Raw genomic sequence first — 17,575 nt, forward strand, 5'->3', positions numbered from 1 at the left:
TCGGTGCCGATTTGTGCCAGCCCAAAGTCTCGGGTAAAGTAATTTCTCGTGCTGAGGCGCACGGAGCACGGCTTAAAGCCCGAAACTCCGGCCCGAAAGTATCATTGGGATATGGTGTAATTGGCAACACTACGGTTTCTGGTACCGTCATTCTAGGTTCGAGTCCTGGTATCCCAGCTCTGTTTGGTCGCAGGCTAACCGCGGCAAATCAGTGGTTTCAGATCGGTTCGCCGATTTGAAACACGCGCTGAGTGTATGAAATACTCACTTAGCAAACCGGCCTGGCGCCGGTTGGAAGTGAAAACTTCCTGGAAGTACGCGGCCCCATCGTATAGCGGCCTAGTACGCTGCCCTCTCACGGCGGTAACGCGGGTTCGAATCCCGCTGGGGTCACCAACGAACGGTCCCGGGCATCAGCCCGGGACCGTTTTTTCGTTGTGGAGGCTGCGCTGCGGGTTATAGGACAAAACCGGGGCCCGGTGGAAAAGCCGGCGCAGCTGGCATGATGATCCTGTGACCTCCTCAGACGGGCTTCGTCCCACGCAGCCTCCGTCGCCTAAGCGCGCACCGAGAACGCAACCGGGCCGGCCCGACGCGGCGTCGGAGCCAGCCGTGGCCTTGCTTGAGGCCGTGCGTGGGGATCTGTCCGCAGTGTCGTTGCCGCTCGCCCTTGCTGACGTGGAGCAGGCGCGCCAGGACACTCGGAACGCCGTCGCCCAGCTGGACGACTACATCCTGCCGCGGTACCGCAGCCTGGACGCACCGCTCCTTGCCGTCGTCGGGGGTTCCACGGGCGCCGGCAAGTCAACGCTGGTCAACGCCCTGGTGGGGCACCCGGTCACACGCTCCGGGGCCATCAGGCCCACCACCCGGCAGCCAATTCTGCTGCACCACCCGGCCGATGCCGGCTGGTTCGAAGGCCACCGTGTGCTGCCCACCCTCAACCGGATCCGGGGCACCGTCTCCAGGGAACCCGTTCCGGCCAGCCGGGCCGGCGCAACACCCGATGCAGAAGCCACTTCGTCCCTGGTACTGGTAGCGGACCAGGCTGTTCCGCAGGGGATCGCACTGCTTGACGCCCCCGACGTCGACTCCATTTCCGACGACAACCGCAGGCTCGCCGGTCAATTGCTGGCCGCCGCGGACCTCTGGGTTTTTGTGACCACCGCCAACCGCTACGCGGACGCGGTCCCGTGGAAGCTTCTCCTGGACGCGTCCTCGCGGGACATCATGGTGGCCGTGGTCCTGGACCGTGTGCCGGCGGAGGCGGAAGCCGAAGTCAGTGCAGATCTCCGCGCGCTGCTGCGGCAGGAAGGCCTCGGCGATGCCGGACTGTTCATTGTGCCGGAGACGGACCTGGACCATCTTGGCATGCTGCCATCGAGCGCAGTGGAGCCGCTGCGGCGCTGGCTGCAGGAACTTGCAGCCGACGCCGCGGGGCGGTCCGACATTGCCCGCCGGACCCTCAACGGGACGGTGAAGGCGCTGTCCGGGCGGGTCGGTGCGGTGGCGCACGCGGTCCAGGGGCAGGAGCGTGCCGCGGACGCGCTCCGTGCAGGCGCTGAGGCCGCCTACCGCGATGCCGGGGCCCGGATCCTGGACGCAACAAAGGACGGCGCCCTCCTCCGTGGCGAAGTACTGGCGCGCTGGCAGGACTTCGTCGGAACAGGGGAATTCTTCCGGGCGCTGGAGCAGAACATCGGACGGCTGCGGGACCGCGTGGGAGCGTTCTTCCGGGGCGAGCCGACGCCGGCCGTCCGGGTTGAGGCCGCCATCGAAACGGGGTTGCAGGCCGTCATCCTGGACGAGGCCGCCAACGCCGGCGAAGAGACTGACCGGCGGTGGCGCTCGGACCCGGCCGGCCGCGGGCTCCTGGGGACGGAGGATCTGTCCGGCACCAGCCCAGGCTTTGCCGAGGTGGCTGCGGCGGAGATCCGGGCCTGGCAGACCGGCCTGATGGAACTGATCCGCACGGAAGGGCAAGGCAAGCGCACGCAGGCGAGATGGCTTTCCTTCGGGATCAACGGCCTGGGTGCCGCGCTGATGATCGTGGTGTTTTCCATGACCGCCGGCCTCACCGGGCTGGAGATCGGCGTGGCGGGCGGTACCGCCGTCGTCGGGCAGAAACTGCTCGAGGCAGTGTTCGGCGAAGACGCGGTCCGCCGACTTGCGAAGACTGCGCGGGATGACCTCCATGCCCGTTGCCAGCGGCTGCTGCAGGCAGAGCAGCAGAAATTCCTCCGACGCCTGCCAGAGGGCGGCGCGGACACCGGCCGGATCCTGACGGGCCACGCCGCTGCCCTGGCCCGGCTGGCGGACAAGGCATGAGCCGCCACAGCGTAGCCCGTGAGGCGTCGCAGCTGGACCGCAGGCTCGAAGCCCTCAACGATGCCCGCGAACTCGCCGAAGGCGTCTTGCCGGATGCTGCACTCGAGGAGGTGTTCCAGCTCCTCGAACGCGCGAGCTCCCGGCGGTCACTGTCGGCTGATCACACCGTTGTTGGGTTCTTCGGTGCCACCGGCAGCGGAAAATCGTCACTCTTCAACGCGGTCAGCGGCGCTGAAATCGCGACGGCGGCCGCCCGCCGGCCCACAACGTCGGAACCTTTGGCCGGTGTCTGGGGAGCGGACGGCAGCGAGCCGTTGCTGGACTGGCTTGAGGTGGGCAACCGCCACCATGCGGAGCCCGTGGCAGGTTTCGCGGACGAGCGCACGGGGCTGATCCTGCTGGACCTGCCGGACTTCGACTCCACCAGGGCCGCGAACCGCGCGATCGTGGAGCGCATGGTTGGCCTGGTTGATGTGCTGGTCTGGGTCCTGGATCCGCAAAAGTACGCCGATGCGGCGGTCCACAACGATTTCCTGGCGCCCCTGTCCGCGCATGGCGCCGTGACCCTGGTGGTCCTCAACCAGGTGGACCGCTTGCCCGAACGGGACGTGCAGCCTGTGCTGGAGTCCTTGAAAGGGATCCTTGCCCGCGACGGGCTGGGCAAGGTTCAGGTCCTGGGCGCATCCGCCCTGAAGGGCACCGGCGTGGACAAGGTCCGGAGCGCCATCCGACATGTTGTGGTACAGCGCCAGGCACTTTCACAGCGGCTGGCCGCCGACGTTTCGCGGGCCTCGGGGCACCTCCGGGAAGCCGCCGGCGCCGGGGAAGCCGCCGGTGTCAGGCCGGCGTCGAAATCCCGGCTCACCGATGAGCTGGCAACGGCCGCCAACGTGCCCGTGGTGGTGGACGCAGTTGCGCGGTCCTACCGCATCGAGTCGACGCGCCGCACGGGGTGGCCGGTGACGCGGTGGCTGGTGCGGTTCCGGCCTGATCCGCTCCGCCGGCTCAATCTGCGAAGTTCTTCCCCGTCCCAGCTTAACCGGACCTCGCTCCCGGCCGCGGGCGCCCCGGAACGCGCCCGGACGGATGCTGCTGTCCGTGAGTTTGCGGACGCGGCGAGTGCGGGCGCACCCGGACCGTGGCGTGCCGCGATCAGGGGTGCCGCCCGGAAAGGGCGGGAGGCGTTGCCGGATGCCCTGGACCAGGCCATCGCAGGCACGGACCTGATGGCGTCCCGGAAGTCCTGGTGGTGGGGCGTGTTCAACGTGGTCCAGTGGCTCGCGCTGCTGACAGTCCTGGGCGGCCTCGGCTGGCTGGGTGTGCTGGCCGGGCTCGGCTATCTCCAGCTGCCCGTGCCGGAGGTTCCCAAGGTGGAGGGCTGGCCGGTGCCGACGCTGTTGATTGGCGGCGGTATGGTGCTGGGGATCTTCCTGGCGCTGACTGGAAAATTCATTGGCTCAGGAGCCGCGAGGGCGCGCGCAGCCCGGGCCAGGAAACGGCTGCGGGCAGCGGTGGGCGAGGTTGCCCGGGACTTCGTTGTGGAGCCGGTGGAAATTGAGGTCAGCAGGCTCGCGTCCTTCAACGCCGCACTGAAGGTTGCGGGCGGAAACTAAGGCAGATAGGCCAGTGCGGTTGCGGCGTCCCTGACCTTGATCAGCGTCCGCAGGTTCCGGGTGGTGGTTGTTGCCTTGAACCTGGCCTTGGACGAAATCTTGCTGAACGGGCTGTCCAGCGTCCCGCCGGCCGGAGCCAGCCAGGCCAAGGCCTCCGGGCCGAGGCGTTTCTGCTCGGTCCCGTCTAGGGCTGCGCCGGCCGCGTCCAGTTCATCGAGCATGGCGGTGTCCGAGGCCAGCGTGATATAGGTGTGGGTTGCCCTGTCGTCCGCCGGGTACGGGCAGGCCGCCACGAGTTCGGAGACCCGCTGGGCCGTCAACACCACCACCCAGGCGTCGTAGCCAAACGCGTCACGCAGGCACTTCTCAAACGTCCGCTTGACCACGGCAGAACCCTCGTCGCTGGCAAGCACCACATTGCCGCTGGCCAGCAGGGTCTTGACGTCCGCGAACCCCTGCGATGCAAGCGCAGTCTTGAGGTCCGCCATCTTGATGTTGATCCCGCCGACATTTATCCCGCGGAGGAAGACTGCGTAGCTGTTCATGCCGACAGCCTAGCTGTGGGCGGCCACGCCTGGACGGAGGCGGGACCTCAGTCGTTGCTCTTGCGCAGGGCCTCGGTGAGGAGCCGCGCCGCGTTGCAGACCACCTCGGCGTGGAGGCGGCCCGGCTGGCGGGTGAGCCGCTCGATGGGGCCGGAGATCGAGACGGCGGCGATGACACGTCCGGACGGTCCCCGGACGGGGGCCGAGACGGAGGCGACCCCTGGCTCGCGTTCGCCGAGGCTCTGGCCCCAGCCCCGCCGTCGTACGCCTGCCAGCACGGTGGGGGTAAAACGGGCGGCCTGCAGGCCCTCGAGAAGCCGGTCGTGGTCTTCCCAGGCGAGCAGCACCTGGGCGGCGGAGCCGGCCTTCATGGAAAGCTTGGTGCCGACGGGGATGGTGTCGCGCAGGCCGATGGGGCGTTCCGCGGAGGCGACACAAATACGCCATTCGCCCTGGCGGCGGAAGATCTGGGAGCTTTCGCCGGTGGCGTCGCGCAGCTGCATCAGGACCGGGCCTGCGGAAGCGATGAGGCGGTCCTCGCCGGCGGCGGAGGCGAGCTCCACCAGGCGGCTGCCGAGGACAAACCGGCCCTGGATGTCGCGGCTCACCAGCCGGTGATGGATCAGGGCCAGGGCGAGCCTGTGCACGGTGGGCCGTGCCAGGCCCGTGGCGGCCACCAGCTGTGCCAGCGTGGTGGGTCCGGCCTCCAATGCATCAAGCACATGGGCCGCTTTATCAATGACACCGACTCCACTAGAATTGTCCATGTAATGATATTGACGTCTCATTATCTGAGATGCAAATCTTTGGGCTGGCACAAAATGCAGCCCTGCTGGTTCAGTGGAACCAAACAGCCAAACAGCAGTGAAGGGAGATGGCCGTGGCAAAGACACTGGCCGAGAAAGTCTGGGACGCGCATGTGGTGCGCAAAGGCGACGGCGAAGGAGCCAATGCCCAGCCCGACCTCCTCTTCATTGACCTTCACCTTGTCCATGAGGTGACATCTCCGCAGGCATTCGAGGGTCTGCGCCTGGCCGGCCGCAAGCTGCGCCGCCCTGACCTCACCATCGCTACGGAGGACCACAACACTCCCACGCTGGACATCCACAAGCCCATTGCCGATCTCACCAGCCGCACCCAGATCCAGACGCTGCGCAACAACTGCGCGGAGTTCGGCGTTCGCCTGCACTCGCTCGGCGACGCGGAACAGGGCATCGTGCACGTGGTTGGCCCGCAGCTTGGCCTCACGCAGCCTGGCATGACCGTAGTCTGCGGCGACTCCCATACCTCCACCCACGGCGCGTTCGGTGCCCTGGCCATGGGCATTGGCACGTCCGAAGTGGAGCACGTCATGGCCACCCAGACGCTGTCCCTGAAGCCGTTCAAAACCATGGCCATCAACGTCGAAGGCACGCTGCGCCCGGGCGTTACCGCCAAGGACATCATCCTGGCCGTGATTGCCAAGATCGGCACCGGCGGAGGCCAGGGCTACGTCCTGGAATACCGCGGTTCCGCCATCCGCGCGCTGTCCATGGAAGCCCGCATGACCATTTGCAACATGTCCATCGAGGCCGGTGCCCGCGCCGGCCTGGTGGCCCCGGACCAGATCACCTACGACTACATGAATGGCCGCCCGCACGCGCCACAGGGCGCCGACTGGGATGCCGCCGTCGAGTACTGGAACACGCTGAGAACCGACGACGACGCCACGTTCGACGTCGAGGTGGCCCTGGACGCCGACACGCTGGAGCCGTTCGTCACCTGGGGCACCAACCCAGGGCAGGGTGTTTCACTTTCCGCCAAGGTGCCGTCCCCGGAGGACTTCGGCGACGAAAACGCCAAGGCTGCCGCCGAACGCGCCCTGCAGTACATGGGACTGACCGCCGGTACGCCGATGAAGGACATCCGGGTGGACACGGTCTTCCTGGGCTCCTGCACCAACTCGCGCATGGAGGACCTCCGGGCCGCTGCGGACATCATCCGCGGACGCCAGAAGGACCCCAACATCCGGATGCTGGTGGTGCCCGGTTCGGCCCGCGTGCGGCTGGAAGCAGAGGCCGAAGGCCTGGACAAGGTCTTCAAGGACTTCGGCGCCGAGTGGCGCTTCGCCGGCTGCTCGATGTGCCTGGGCATGAACCCGGACCAGCTGGAGGTGGGGGAGCGTTGCGCCTCGACGTCCAACCGAAACTTCGAAGGCCGTCAGGGCAAGGGTGGCCGCACTCACCTGGTATCTCCGGTGGTGGCAGCGGCCACGGCCATCCGTGGCACCCTGAGTTCGCCGTCGGACCTCGATCCGGCTCCCGAATCCGCCGCCATCCGCACCGACGCAGCCTAGGAGGCCGCCATGGAAAAGTTCACTACCCACACCGGCATCGGCGTGCCGCTGCGCCAGAGCAACGTTGACACGGACCAGATCATCCCCGCGGTCTACCTCAAGCGGATCACCCGCACCGGCTTCGAGGACGCACTGTTCTCCGCCTGGCGCAAGGACCCGGCCTTCATCCTGAACCAGGCGCCGTTCAACGCTGGCTCCGTCCTGGTGGCGGGCCCGGATTTCGGCACCGGTTCGTCCCGTGAACACGCCGTCTGGGCTCTGAAGGACTACGGCTTCAAAACCGTCCTGTCGTCCCGGTTCGCTGATATTTTCCGCGGCAACTCCGGCAAGCAGGGTCTGCTGGCCGCCGAGCTCGCCCAGGACGACATCGAGCTGATCTGGAAAGAGCTCGAGAACGCTCCCGGCACGGAAGTCACTGTTGATCTCGTCTCCAAGACTGTCATCTGCGGCACTATCGTGGCACCCTTTGAAATCGACGATTACACGCGCTGGCGCCTCCTGGAGGGCCTGGACGACATTGGCCTGACACTCCAGCACGAAGAGGACATCACCGCCTTCGAGGCCACCCGTCCGGACTTTATGCCCACAACGCTTCCGGCCCGCCTTTCCTGAGCGGGAGCGGGGAATTTCCCGCCCCGGACGGAGCCGCCTGTACGGCGCCGCGCCGGAGGCTTTCGGCGCCCGTATTTCGGTTCGGTAACGCAACCTCCTATGCTTAGCTGGAGCCTTTGCAAGGATTTTGGGGCGAGTAATCGTAAGGAAACCGGTATATGAGTAGTGTTCTGACAATCCGCGGCGGAGTCCCGCTTACAGGCCGCGTCAGCGTCCGGGGGGCCAAAAACCTTGTTCCCAAGGCCATGGTGGCAGCATTATTGGGCAACGAGCCGTCGGTGTTGCGGAACGTTCCGGAGATCAAGGACGTCGAGGTTGTCACCTCGCTCCTGCAGCTGCACGGAGTGACGGTGGTCAAGGATCCCGTCAGCGGTGACCTCACCCTGGATCCGAAGGCGGCCAAAACCGCTCCGAGCACGGCGATCGATGCCCACGCCGGTGATTCGCGGATCCCCATCCTGCTCTGCGGACCCCTGATCCATGCGATCGGTGAGGCCTTCATTCCGGACCTTGGCGGCTGCAAGATCGGTGACCGGCCCATCGACTACCACCTGAACGTGCTCCGCCAGTTCGGCGCCGTGGTGGAAAAGCGCCCGGGCGGCATTCACATCTCGGCTCCCAAGGGCCTGCATGGCGCCAAGATCAATCTGCCCTACCCCTCGGTGGGTGCCACGGAGCAGGTGCTGCTCAGCGCCACCCGCGCCGAAGGGATCACCGAGCTTTCCGGCGCCGCCACCGAGCCTGAGATCATCGACCTCATTGCCGTGCTGCAGAAGATGGGCGCCATCATCAGCGTCCAGACCGACCGGACCATCCGCATTGAAGGCGTCCGGGACCTGGGCGGCTACAACCACCGTGCCCTTTCGGACCGCAACGAATCGGCGTCGTGGGCTTCGGCAGCACTGGTGACCCGCGGTGACATCTTCGTCGAAGGCGCCTCGCAGCGGGACATGATGACGTTCCTGAACACCTACCGGAAGGTGGGCGGCGGCATGGACATCGGCGAGGACGGCATCCGCTTCTACCACCGCGGCGGCAAGCTCAACCCGCTGGTCCTGGAAACGGATGTGCACCCCGGCTTTATGACCGACTGGCAGCAGCCGCTGGTGGTGGCCCTGACCCAGGCCGAAGGCGTGTCGATCGTCCACGAGACCGTCTACGAAAACAGGTTCGGCTTCACCGATGCGCTTATCCGGATGGGAGCCAGCATCCAGGTGCACCGCGAGTGCCTGGGCAGCGTGCCGTGCCGCTTCGGCCAGCGCAACTTCCTCCACTCCGCTGTCATCTCCGGTCCCACCCAGCTCAAGGGCGCCGACATCGACGTACCGGACCTGCGCGGCGGCTTCAGCCACCTGATCGCGGCGCTGGCCGCTTCAGGCACGTCGCGCGTGACCGGGATCGACATCATCAACCGCGGCTACGAACGTTTCACCGAAAAGCTGTCCGGCCTCGGCGCCGACTTCGACATCAACTCGACAAAGTAGCGGTGGGTACGTGAAGGAAACGGCCAAGAGCCGGGCCACTTTCGTTGTGGTCGCGGCCATAGTGCGCACGGTGCTGAACGCAATGATGAACAAGAAGTGGGAAGGCCTCGAAAACCTCCCCGCCGGCGGGTTTATTGCCGCGCCCAACCATTGCACGGAAATCGATCCGCTGATCGTGGGGCACATTCTCTACAACCAGAAGCGCGCCCCGCACTTCCTGGCGAAGGCCGGCCTGTTCAAGGTTCCGGTCCTGGGCGCGGTCCTGCGGGCCACCCGGCAGATCCCGGTGGAACGCTCGACGGCGGGGGCGAACCGCTCGCTGCAGCTCGCCCAGGAGATTGTGGCGGACGGCGGGGCCATCATCATCTACCCCGAAGGCACACTCACCCGCGATCCCGGGCTGTGGCCGATGAAGGGCCACACCGGCGCTGCCCGCCTTGCCCTGGAAGGCGGCATTCCCGTGGTACCGATCGCTCACTGGGGCGCTCATGAGGTGCTCCCGCGTTATGCGAAGCGGTTCCATCTTTTCCCGCGCAGGACGTCCCGGGTGATGGTGGGCAAGCCCGTTGACCTCAGCCAGTTCACAGGCCTGCCACTGGACAAAGCAACGCTGACCGCGGCCACCGAGAAGATCATGGATGCCGTGACCGGTTTGCTGGCCGAAATCCGCGGGGAGGAGCCGCCCGCTGAACGCTGGGACCCTTCCAAGCACAATCAAGCCACGCACGGTCGCTTCGTTGTGCGGGAAAATCCTGACGACGCTGCGGATGCCACCTGATGGCTGACGGAAGCCGTCAGGGTTCCGCCCGGTCTGTCGCCGTCCTGGGCGCCGGTTCCTGGGGTACCACGTTCGCCAAGATCCTCGCCGATGCGGCTCGGGCAGCGGGGGAACAGCGGAGCATCCGGATCTGGGGCCGGCGCAGCGAAGTGGTGGAACAGATCAACAGCTCCCACCGCAACGTCCAGTACCTGAAGGACACCGAGCTGCCGCCCAGCATCACAGCGTCCACAGACGTCAGCGCAGTGCTCGCGGGCGCGGACCTGGTGGTCCTGGCCGTTCCTGCACAGTCACTGCGACTCCAGCTCCGTGAATGGAAGCCGCTGATCGCCGCTGACGCCATGGTGGTGTCCCTGATGAAGGGCCTGGAGCTCGGCACGGACTCCCGGATGAGTGAGGTGATCAGCGACGAACTGGGGATTCCCAAGGACCGCATTGCCGTGGTTTCCGGTCCCAACCTGGCCATGGAGATCGCCCGGGAGGAACCGACTGCTTCTGTGGTGGCCTGTTCCGATGCGGCGGCCGCGGGCTGGATCGCGAGGAGCTGCACCGCACCGTACTTCCGTCCGTACACCACGGCGGATGTCGTCGGCGTGGAAATTGGCGGCATCGTCAAGAACGTCATAGCGCTGGCCGTGGGCATCTGTGAAGGTAAACAGATGGGGGACAACACCAAGGCCTCCGTGATCACCCGAGGCTTGGCCGAAACATCCAGGCTCGCCCTTGCCCTTGGTGGCGAGGCACGGACCATGGCCGGGCTGGCGGGCCTGGGGGATCTGGTGGCGACGTGTTCCTCGCCTCTGTCGCGAAACCATACGGCCGGCCGGTTGCTGGGCCAGGGACTCACCCTGGACGAGCTGGCACTGAAGATGACCCAAACAGCCGAAGGCATCAAATCCGGCCAGGCCGTGCACGAGCTAGCGGGGAAACTGGGCGTCGAGATGCCCATCACCGCCGCCGTCGTTGCCGTCCTGGCCGGCAAACTGTCCGTTGACCAACTGGGGCCGCTGCTGCTGGCCCGGGACCTGAAACCCGAAGGCGATTACTGACGATGTCTGATGAAAACCTGACCGCAGCGGACTCCGCCCCCCGGGCCAAACCCCGCGTCGCGGTCCTCTTTGGTGGCCGGTCCAGTGAACATGCCGTGAGCTGCGTGACCGCCGCTGGCGTCCTGGGCGCCATCAACAAAGACAAGTACGATGTCATCCCCATCGGCATCGCCAAATCGGGGCAGTGGGTGCTGGTCGCGGGGGATACCGCCCAGTGGTCGCTGTCCGCGTCGTCTCTGCCGGAGGTCGCACCGTCGTCGGAAACGGTGACACTGGCTGAGGTCAGCGGCGAGCACCAGCTGATCGTCACCTCACCGAACCAGGTCCCGCTGGAACTCGGCACGGTGGACGTTGTGTTTCCGCTGCTTCACGGTCCCTTTGGCGAGGACGGCACCATCCAAGGACTCCTGGAACTGTCCGACACCCGCTACGTCGGCGCCGGCGTGCTTGCGTCGGCTGTGGGCATGGACAAGCACTACATGAAAGTTGTGTTCGAGGCCGCCGGGCTGCACGTGGGGCCCTACATTGCCGTCACGGACCGTCAGTGGGTCAAGGACGCGGAGGCCGTCCGCAAACAGGTGGACCAGCTCGGCTTTCCCGTGTTCGTCAAGCCGGCGCGGGCGGGTTCGTCCATGGGGATCTCCAAAGTGGACTCGCTCGAGGGACTCGACGCCGCCGTCGAGGATGCCCGGCGCCACGACCTCAAACTGGTCATCGAGGCCGGCATCGTCGGGCGAGAGATTGAGTGCGCGGTCCTGGAAGGACGCGGGACCGATTCCCCCCGGACGTCCATGCCGGGCGAAATTTCCGTCGCCGCCGGAACGCACGAATTCTACGATTTCAACGCGAAGTATGTTGAGGACGACGCCGCCGCGCTGAGCTGCCCCGCCGACATTCCCGAGGAAGCCATCGTGCGGGTCCGGGAACTCGCGGCAGCTGCCTTCGACGCTGTGGGTGCCGAAGGCCTGAGCCGCGTGGACTTCTTCTACACGCCCGACGGCGAACTGATCATCAACGAGATCAACACCATGCCCGGGTTTACGCCTAAGAGCATGTACCCGCAGATGTGGGCAGCTTCGGGCCTGGACTATGCGGACCTGATCGATGAGCTGATCTACCTGGCCCTGAACCGGAAAACCGGCCTGCGCTGACCCGTCCCCACCGGTCCCCTAACCTCGCTCCGCTTCGGCCAGGGAACCCTACCGGCGTGGGCCCACCACCGGGACCCTACTGACTGGACGGCAGGTTCTGCAGGTCTTCCTGACCCACGCAGTTCCGGCTGGCCGGGATCTTTCCGGCTGAGGCGGCAAGATCCGCCAGGACAGTTGCGGAGCTGATCTTCTCCGGATCCATCAGGATTTCCGTGGCGGGTTCGCGGCCGAAGGTAGTCAGCGTCCACACCGGATCGCCCTCCTTGATAACCCAGTCGATGCCGTTGACACTCACGCACCGGTCCGTCGTCGGGCCTGGAACGTTGACGCCGCAGCGCAGGATCACCTGAGACGGGTCCCCCCAGGCGGCGGTGGCCTGGCTGTTGGTTTTCCGCAGGGCAGCGTCGCCGATGGCGTCAGGAAGGGCCACCATCATCGGAGCGCAGGCCGGGTTCGCCGCGTCGCCTGCGGCGGTGACATCCACAGTCGGGGCACAGGCGGACAAAGCGGCTCCAGTGAGGGCAGCGGTCAGCAGGATTCCGGACACGCGGACAGGCAACGGAAAACGGGGATTGTGCATCCATCCAGCCTAGCGTCGCCCGCATGGAGCGGGACGCAGGAAGGACCGGAGGCCGGTCGCGAGGACCTCCACAACAACGGGCGGACCAGCAATGTCGGTGCCGCGCTGTAGCGTAGGGGCGTGCCTGAAATTCCGTTGACTGAAGAAACGCTGACTGTCGCCGCGCTGTCCGAAGCCGAACTGCTGGCCCGGATCCTTCCGCGGCTGGAAATGGCCGGAACGTACAGTTCGGCAACCCTGCTTGGCCCGGGAGACGATGCCGCCATTATCGCCGTTCCGGATGGCAGGACAGTAATCAGCATCGATACCCAGGTGCAGGACCAGGACTTCCGGCTCCAATGGCCCAGCGGGTACCGCACCCCGGGCTTCGACGTCGGCTGGAAGGCGGCGGCCCAGAACCTCAGCGATATCAACGCCATGGGCGGCGTGGCCACGTCGCTGGTGGTGAGCCTGACGTTGCCGTCCAACACCCCTGTCAGCTGGGTGGCGGACCTGGCCGACGGCCTGACTGCGGGAATCCGGGAACTCGGGGCAACAGACTGTTCGGTGGCGGGGGGCGATTTGGGCCGCGGCAGGGAAATCTCCGTGACGGTCGCCGTGCTGGGCACATTGGCTGGCGGCAACGCGGTCCTGCGGTCGGGGGCCCGTGCCGGCGACGTTGTGGCCCTGGCCGGTACGGTGGGCAGGGCCGCGGCCGGGCTTGCGCTCCTGGAAGCAGAGGCTGCTGTGCAATCCCTGGTGCCCGCGCAATGGGCGCTCGTGGCAGTGCAGTGCAGGCCACGGCCGCCACTGTCCGCGGGGCCGCTGGCCAGGTCAGCCGGAGCCACTGCCATGCTGGATATATCGGACGGCCTGGTGCGCGACGGCGGCCGCCTCGCCGCCGCCAGCGGCGTCGTCCTTGACCTTGACCCCACGGCATTGAAGCCTCTCGCGGAAGTCCTGCGTCCGGCGTCGGACCTTCTCAGAGCTGACCCCATGGCCTGGGTGCTGGGCGGGGGAGAGGACCACGGGCTGCTGGCCACATTCCCGGCCGGCGTTCAGCTGCCTGCCGGATTCACTGCGATAGGCTCAGTACAAGCCTTGGGAAGCGCCACACTTCCGGGCGTCACAATTGCGGGCCACGCCGTTGGCACCGGGGGATGGGATCACTTTGCAGACTAAGGTTGCCGCCAACGCGCAAGCGATGAAGCGGTGGTTGGACAAGGCTGAAACCGCCATTGCCAACCACAGCGACCGCATCAATGCCATCAACATCTTCCCCGTGGCGGACGGTGACACCGGCACCAACCTTTACCTGACCGTTCGGGCGGCCGCCCGTGCCCTGCACAGCGGCCCTGCGGTCCGGGGCGCGGCAGTCCCGGCTGACGCAGGCCAGACGGATGTCGGAGCGGTGCTGGCGCGTGCCGGAAGGGCCGCCATGGAGCAGGCCCGTGGCAATTCCGGAACCCTCTTCTCAGTCTTTCTCTGCGCCGCGGCTGAACCCCTGGCCGGTCACACCCGCCTGACGTCAACCCTCCTGGCCGCCGCGCTGAACCGTGCCCAGATCCGGGCCTGGTCCGCGTTGAGCGACCCCGTGCCAGGCACCATGCTTTCGGTAATGGAAGCCGCGGCCCGGGCCGCCGCGGCAGTGGACGCCGGCCACAACGGCGACGACAGCAACCAGGCCCTGGGCAAAGCCCTCGACGCTGCCGTCAACGGGGCGCTCAGAGCAGTAGTCAGCACCGAGAGCCAGTTGGCGGCCCTTGAAGCCGCGCATGTGGTCGATGCCGGGGGCGTTGGCATGCTGCTCATCCTTGACTGCCTCCGCTCCGCCGTCCTGGGCGAAGAACTGCAGGGCGAACTCCTCGACGGGCTGCATGGCTTCGACGTCCAGGACCCCCACATCCACGCCGATATGCCGGCTGACGACGGCGTTGAGGTCATGTGCACCATCAGCCTTTCGCCGCTCAGCGCGGCCACGCTTCGCCAGCGGCTCGACGAGGTCGGCGAGTCCGTCATCATGAGCCAGGTGGACAGTATGGCCGATGCTGAGGGCAGCTACCGGTGGCGCGTCCACGTCCACGTCCCCGACGCCGCACCCGCGGTCGCCCTGATCCGTTCCCTCGGCGAACCCAGCGACATTTCGGTCAGCGAACTCGCCCTGGCCCGCGAACCCGAACCAGCTCCGGTGAACTCCAGTGGGCATGAGCGCTGAACTGGACCTGGGCCTGGAACGCCTGATCGGAAAACGGTCAGCGTCGGCTATTGAGAAGCACCTGGGCATCGCCACAGTCGGCGGCCTCCTGAATTACTTTCCACGCCGCTACCTGAACCGCGGCGAACTGACGCCCATCAGCGAGTTGCCGCTGGATGAAGAGGTCACGCTTTTTGCGAGGGTGCTCTCCAACAACACGCGCAAGATGCATACGCGGCGTGGTTCCATCACCGACGTCGTGATCACCGACGACGCCGCCTCCCACGGCCGTCCACGCCTTTCGGCGGTGGGCCCCGGCAGCGGGCACGGCACGCTCAAGATCACCTTTTTCAGCGGACACCGGGCACAGGCCCAACTCCTGCCGGGCAGGCGGGTGATGTTTTCCGGAAAGGTGACGCGCTACGGAGCGTCCCTGGGCCTGACCAACCCGGATTTTCACCTCCTCGACGAGGACCCGGACATGCCGGCCATGGACCCTGAAAAGCTTGCCGCGATGCCCATCCCGGTGTACCCGGCCACCGCAAAGCTCACCAGCTGGTCGATTCAGAAAGTCATCGCCACGCTCCTGGAAACCGTGGATCTGGACGCCCTGCCGGATCCGCTGCCGGAGGCGGTGGCCCGTAGGGAGAAATTCCTTCCCGTGGCCGAGGCCTACCGGCTCATCCATAGGCCGGAATCGCAGGCTGACTGGATGAAGGCCCAGGAGCGATTGCGCTACCAGGAGGCCCTGGTCCTGCAGGCGGCCTTGGCGCGGCGCCGTGCCCAGCTTGCGGCCGAGGAAGCCACGGCACGGCGCCCGGCCTCCGACGGGCTGCTGGCGGCGTTCGACAGGCAGCTGCCCTTTACGCTCACCGGCGGCCAGGCCGCCGTCGGAAAAACACTGGCCACGGAGCTGGCGCAGGACAGCCCCATGAACCGGCTGCTGCAGGGTGAGGTCGGCTCGGGCAAAACCATCGTCGCGCTGCGGGCCATGCTGCAGGTAGTGGATGCCGGCGGGCAGGCCGCCCTCCTGGCGCCCACTGAGGTCCTCGCCGCCCAGCACTTCGATTCCATCCGGCGGACCCTGGGTTCCCTGTCCCGCGACCCGATGCTGTCCGCGGACGGGCTGCTGGGCAGCCTGGCCGAGGGGGCGGTGCAGGTCACGCTCCTCACCGGCTCCATGCCCACCGGCGCCCGGAAACGGGCCATGCTGGACGCCGCATCCGGCGCCGCCGGGATTGTGATCGGCACGCACGCGCTGCTCAGCGACAACGTCGCGTTCTACGACCTTGGCCTGATCGTGGTGGACGAACAGCACCGGTTCGGTGTGGAGCAGCGGGACGTCCTCAGGTCAAAGGCCAACAAACCGCCGCACCTGCTGGTTATGACGGCCACGCCCATTCCACGCACTGTGGCCATGACGGTCTTCGGCGACCTCGAAACGTCCGTACTGGACGAGCTCCCGGCCGGCCGGGCGCCGATTTCCACGCATGTGGTGGGCCTCGCCGAGAACCCCGGCTGGGCAGACCGCATCTGGTCCCGTTCCCGTGAGGAGATCGACGCGGGGCACCAGGTGTACGTGGTGTGCCCCAGGGTCGGAACAGACGACGACGGCGACTTCAGCCCGGGGGAAGCGGAGCCTTCCGCGGCTGACCTGGCGGGCGACGGCGGTGCGCGGGAGCTCGCGTCAGTGACCGCCGTCGTCGAACATCTCCAGCAGGAGCCGGCCCTGGCCGGTGTGCCCCTTGGGCCAATGCACGGCCGTTTGGACACCGCAGTGAAGACCGCCGCGATGGCCGACTTCACCGCCAACCGGACCAAGCTCCTGGTCTCCACCACCGTTATCGAAGTCGGCGTCGACGTCCATAACGCCACCATGATGGTGATCCTCGACGCCGACCGCTTCGGCATTTCCCAGCTGCACCAGCTGCGCGGCCGGGTGGGCCGTGGCGGGCTTCCCGGAACGTGCCTGCTGGTCACCAACCTCGAACGCGGGCACCCGAGCCGGCGCCGGCTCGATGCCGTGGCGGCAACCACCGACGGTTTCGAGCTGTCGCAGGAGGACTTGAAGCTGCGCCGCGAGGGCGACATCCTGGGCGCGTCACAGTCCGGCGGCCGCTCCACCCTGAAACTGCTGCGCGTGCTGGAACACGAGGACATCATTGCGCAGGCGCGGCAGGACGCCCAGGAAATTGTGGGCTCGGATCCGGCCCTGGCCCGGCATCCGCGGCTGGCGGAGGCCATTGACGAGTACTTGAACCCCGAGAAGGAGGCGTTCCTTGAGCGCGGATAGGAGGCGGCCATGAGCCGCATCATCGCGGGCGCCGCAGGCGGGACCCCCCTGGTCAGCGTCCCCGGTTCCCTGACCAGGCCCACCACCGACCGCGTTAAGGAAGCACTGTTCTCCAGGCTCGACGCCTTTGGGATCATTGCCGGTGCCCGGGTCCTGGACCTGTACGCAGGGTCCGGATCGTTGGGCGTGGAGAGCGGCAGCAGGGGTGCTGAGGCCGTTGACCTCGTGGAATTCGATGCCAAGGCCAGTTCCGTGTGCCAACGCAACGCGGACCTGATCAACGGCGTGCTGGGCCGCAAGGCGGTGACTGTCCACCGGTCCAAGGTGGAGTCCTTCCTGGAGCGCGCGGCGGAGACAGCCAGCTGGGACCTGGTGTTCCTGGACCCGCCGTATCCGCTGGATGACCCTGCCCTGTCGGCGGTGCTGGGCAAACTCGCCGATCATCTGGTTCCGGCGGCCGTGGTGGTGGTGGAGCGGTCCTCGCGTTCACCGGAGCCGTTCTGGCCCGCCGGCCTGGAACGGTTTGCCGAGAAGAAGTACGGCGAAACCCGGCTCTGGTTCGCCGAGCCATTTGTGCCGGACGCCATCACGCCGGACGTTGTTACTGAGGAGCAGCCGCCGAAGCAGGTTTAGG

Annotated in this window: 15 protein-coding genes and 2 tRNA genes; 14 read left to right on the forward strand and 3 right to left on the reverse strand. The window is 66.8% G+C overall.

What is annotated here, in order from left to right; genetic code table 11:
* Nucleotides 1–105: 105 nt before the first annotated feature.
* The 4 genes from CXR02_RS06525 (at nucleotide 106) to CXR02_RS06540 (ending at nucleotide 3,941) form a co-directional block, all read left to right on the forward strand.
* Nucleotides 106–177, forward strand: a tRNA-Gln gene (locus CXR02_RS06525).
* A gap of 143 nt (nucleotides 178–320) precedes the next feature.
* Nucleotides 321–396, forward strand: a tRNA-Glu gene (locus CXR02_RS06530).
* Nucleotides 397–612: 216 nt separating this feature from the next.
* Nucleotides 613–2,328, forward strand: coding sequence for a dynamin family protein (locus CXR02_RS06535; RefSeq protein WP_258060837.1), 1,716 nt, complete (start codon nucleotides 613–615; stop codon nucleotides 2,326–2,328).
* A complete protein-coding gene (locus tag CXR02_RS06540; protein ID WP_104061233.1) occupies nucleotides 2,325–3,941 on the forward strand; it encodes a GTPase in 1,617 nt (538 codons plus the stop codon). Before CXR02_RS06535 ends, CXR02_RS06540 begins: the two co-directional genes overlap by 4 nt.
* On the opposite strand, the gene CXR02_RS06545 is transcribed toward CXR02_RS06540, so the two are convergent.
* Together CXR02_RS06545 and CXR02_RS06550 are read right to left on the reverse strand one after the other, a co-directional pair.
* Nucleotides 3,938–4,486 (reverse strand): DUF1697 domain-containing protein, encoded by a 549-nt coding sequence (locus tag CXR02_RS06545; RefSeq protein WP_104061234.1) that lies wholly within the window; start codon nucleotides 4,484–4,486, stop codon nucleotides 3,938–3,940. The genes CXR02_RS06540 and CXR02_RS06545 overlap by 4 nt on opposite strands.
* A gap of 47 nt (nucleotides 4,487–4,533) precedes the next feature.
* Complete coding sequence (locus CXR02_RS06550) at nucleotides 4,534–5,253, reverse strand: IclR family transcriptional regulator (protein WP_104061235.1); 720 nt, start codon at nucleotides 5,251–5,253, stop codon at nucleotides 4,534–4,536.
* 113 nt (nucleotides 5,254–5,366) lie between these two features.
* On the opposite strand from CXR02_RS06550, the gene leuC reads away from it, so the two are divergent.
* The 6 genes from leuC (at nucleotide 5,367) to CXR02_RS06580 (ending at nucleotide 11,895) form a co-directional block, all read left to right on the forward strand.
* A complete protein-coding gene (leuC, locus tag CXR02_RS06555) occupies nucleotides 5,367–6,821 on the forward strand; it encodes a 3-isopropylmalate dehydratase large subunit (protein WP_104061298.1) in 1,455 nt (484 codons plus the stop codon).
* A gap of 9 nt (nucleotides 6,822–6,830) precedes the next feature.
* On the forward strand, nucleotides 6,831–7,433 hold the full coding sequence (leuD, locus tag CXR02_RS06560; RefSeq protein ID WP_104061236.1) for a 3-isopropylmalate dehydratase small subunit: 603 nt from the start codon (nucleotides 6,831–6,833) through the stop codon (nucleotides 7,431–7,433).
* Between the two features lie 158 nt (nucleotides 7,434–7,591).
* Nucleotides 7,592–8,917 carry a UDP-N-acetylglucosamine 1-carboxyvinyltransferase gene (murA, locus tag CXR02_RS06565; protein ID WP_104061237.1) on the forward strand — a complete coding sequence of 442 codons (1,326 nt, stop codon included), beginning with the start codon at nucleotides 7,592–7,594 and terminating at the stop codon, nucleotides 8,915–8,917.
* Between the two features lie 10 nt (nucleotides 8,918–8,927).
* Nucleotides 8,928–9,695 carry a 1-acyl-sn-glycerol-3-phosphate acyltransferase gene (locus CXR02_RS06570; protein ID WP_104061238.1) on the forward strand — a complete coding sequence of 256 codons (768 nt, stop codon included), beginning with the start codon at nucleotides 8,928–8,930 and terminating at the stop codon, nucleotides 9,693–9,695.
* Nucleotides 9,695–10,744 carry an NAD(P)H-dependent glycerol-3-phosphate dehydrogenase gene (locus CXR02_RS06575; protein ID WP_104061239.1) on the forward strand — a complete coding sequence of 350 codons (1,050 nt, stop codon included), beginning with the start codon at nucleotides 9,695–9,697 and terminating at the stop codon, nucleotides 10,742–10,744. Before CXR02_RS06570 ends, CXR02_RS06575 begins: the two co-directional genes overlap by 1 nt.
* 2 nt (nucleotides 10,745–10,746) lie before the next feature.
* Nucleotides 10,747–11,895: a D-alanine--D-alanine ligase family protein gene (locus CXR02_RS06580; protein ID WP_104061240.1), complete on the forward strand. Its 1,149-nt coding sequence runs from the start codon at nucleotides 10,747–10,749 to the stop codon at nucleotides 11,893–11,895.
* Nucleotides 11,896–11,971: 76 nt separating this feature from the next.
* On the opposite strand, the gene CXR02_RS06585 is transcribed toward CXR02_RS06580, so the two are convergent.
* Nucleotides 11,972–12,475: a DUF3515 domain-containing protein gene (locus CXR02_RS06585; RefSeq protein WP_104061241.1), complete on the reverse strand. Its 504-nt coding sequence runs from the start codon at nucleotides 12,473–12,475 to the stop codon at nucleotides 11,972–11,974.
* Nucleotides 12,476–12,685: 210 nt separating this feature from the next.
* On the opposite strand from CXR02_RS06585, the gene thiL reads away from it, so the two are divergent.
* From thiL to rsmD, 4 genes are read left to right on the forward strand one after another with little or no spacing between them, the layout of a single operon-like run.
* On the forward strand, nucleotides 12,686–13,636 hold the full coding sequence (gene thiL, locus CXR02_RS06590) for a thiamine-phosphate kinase (protein ID WP_104061299.1): 951 nt from the start codon (nucleotides 12,686–12,688) through the stop codon (nucleotides 13,634–13,636).
* A 22-nt stretch (nucleotides 13,637–13,658) separates the two neighbouring features.
* Nucleotides 13,659–14,669 (forward strand): DAK2 domain-containing protein, encoded by a 1,011-nt coding sequence (locus CXR02_RS06595; protein ID WP_104061242.1) that lies wholly within the window; start codon nucleotides 13,659–13,661, stop codon nucleotides 14,667–14,669.
* Complete coding sequence (locus CXR02_RS06600; protein ID WP_104061243.1) at nucleotides 14,659–16,941, forward strand: ATP-dependent DNA helicase RecG; 2,283 nt, start codon at nucleotides 14,659–14,661, stop codon at nucleotides 16,939–16,941. The genes CXR02_RS06595 and CXR02_RS06600 overlap by 11 nt, the downstream gene beginning before the upstream one ends.
* A 9-nt stretch (nucleotides 16,942–16,950) precedes the next feature.
* Nucleotides 16,951–17,574, forward strand: coding sequence for a 16S rRNA (guanine(966)-N(2))-methyltransferase RsmD (rsmD, locus tag CXR02_RS06605; protein ID WP_104061244.1), 624 nt, complete (start codon nucleotides 16,951–16,953; stop codon nucleotides 17,572–17,574).
* The last annotated feature ends 1 nt before the right edge of the window (nucleotide 17,575 follow it).

Origin of the sequence: Arthrobacter sp. 4R501 (assembly GCF_002929755.1) — a bacterium.
Classification (GTDB): domain Bacteria; phylum Actinomycetota; class Actinomycetes; order Actinomycetales; family Micrococcaceae; genus Arthrobacter.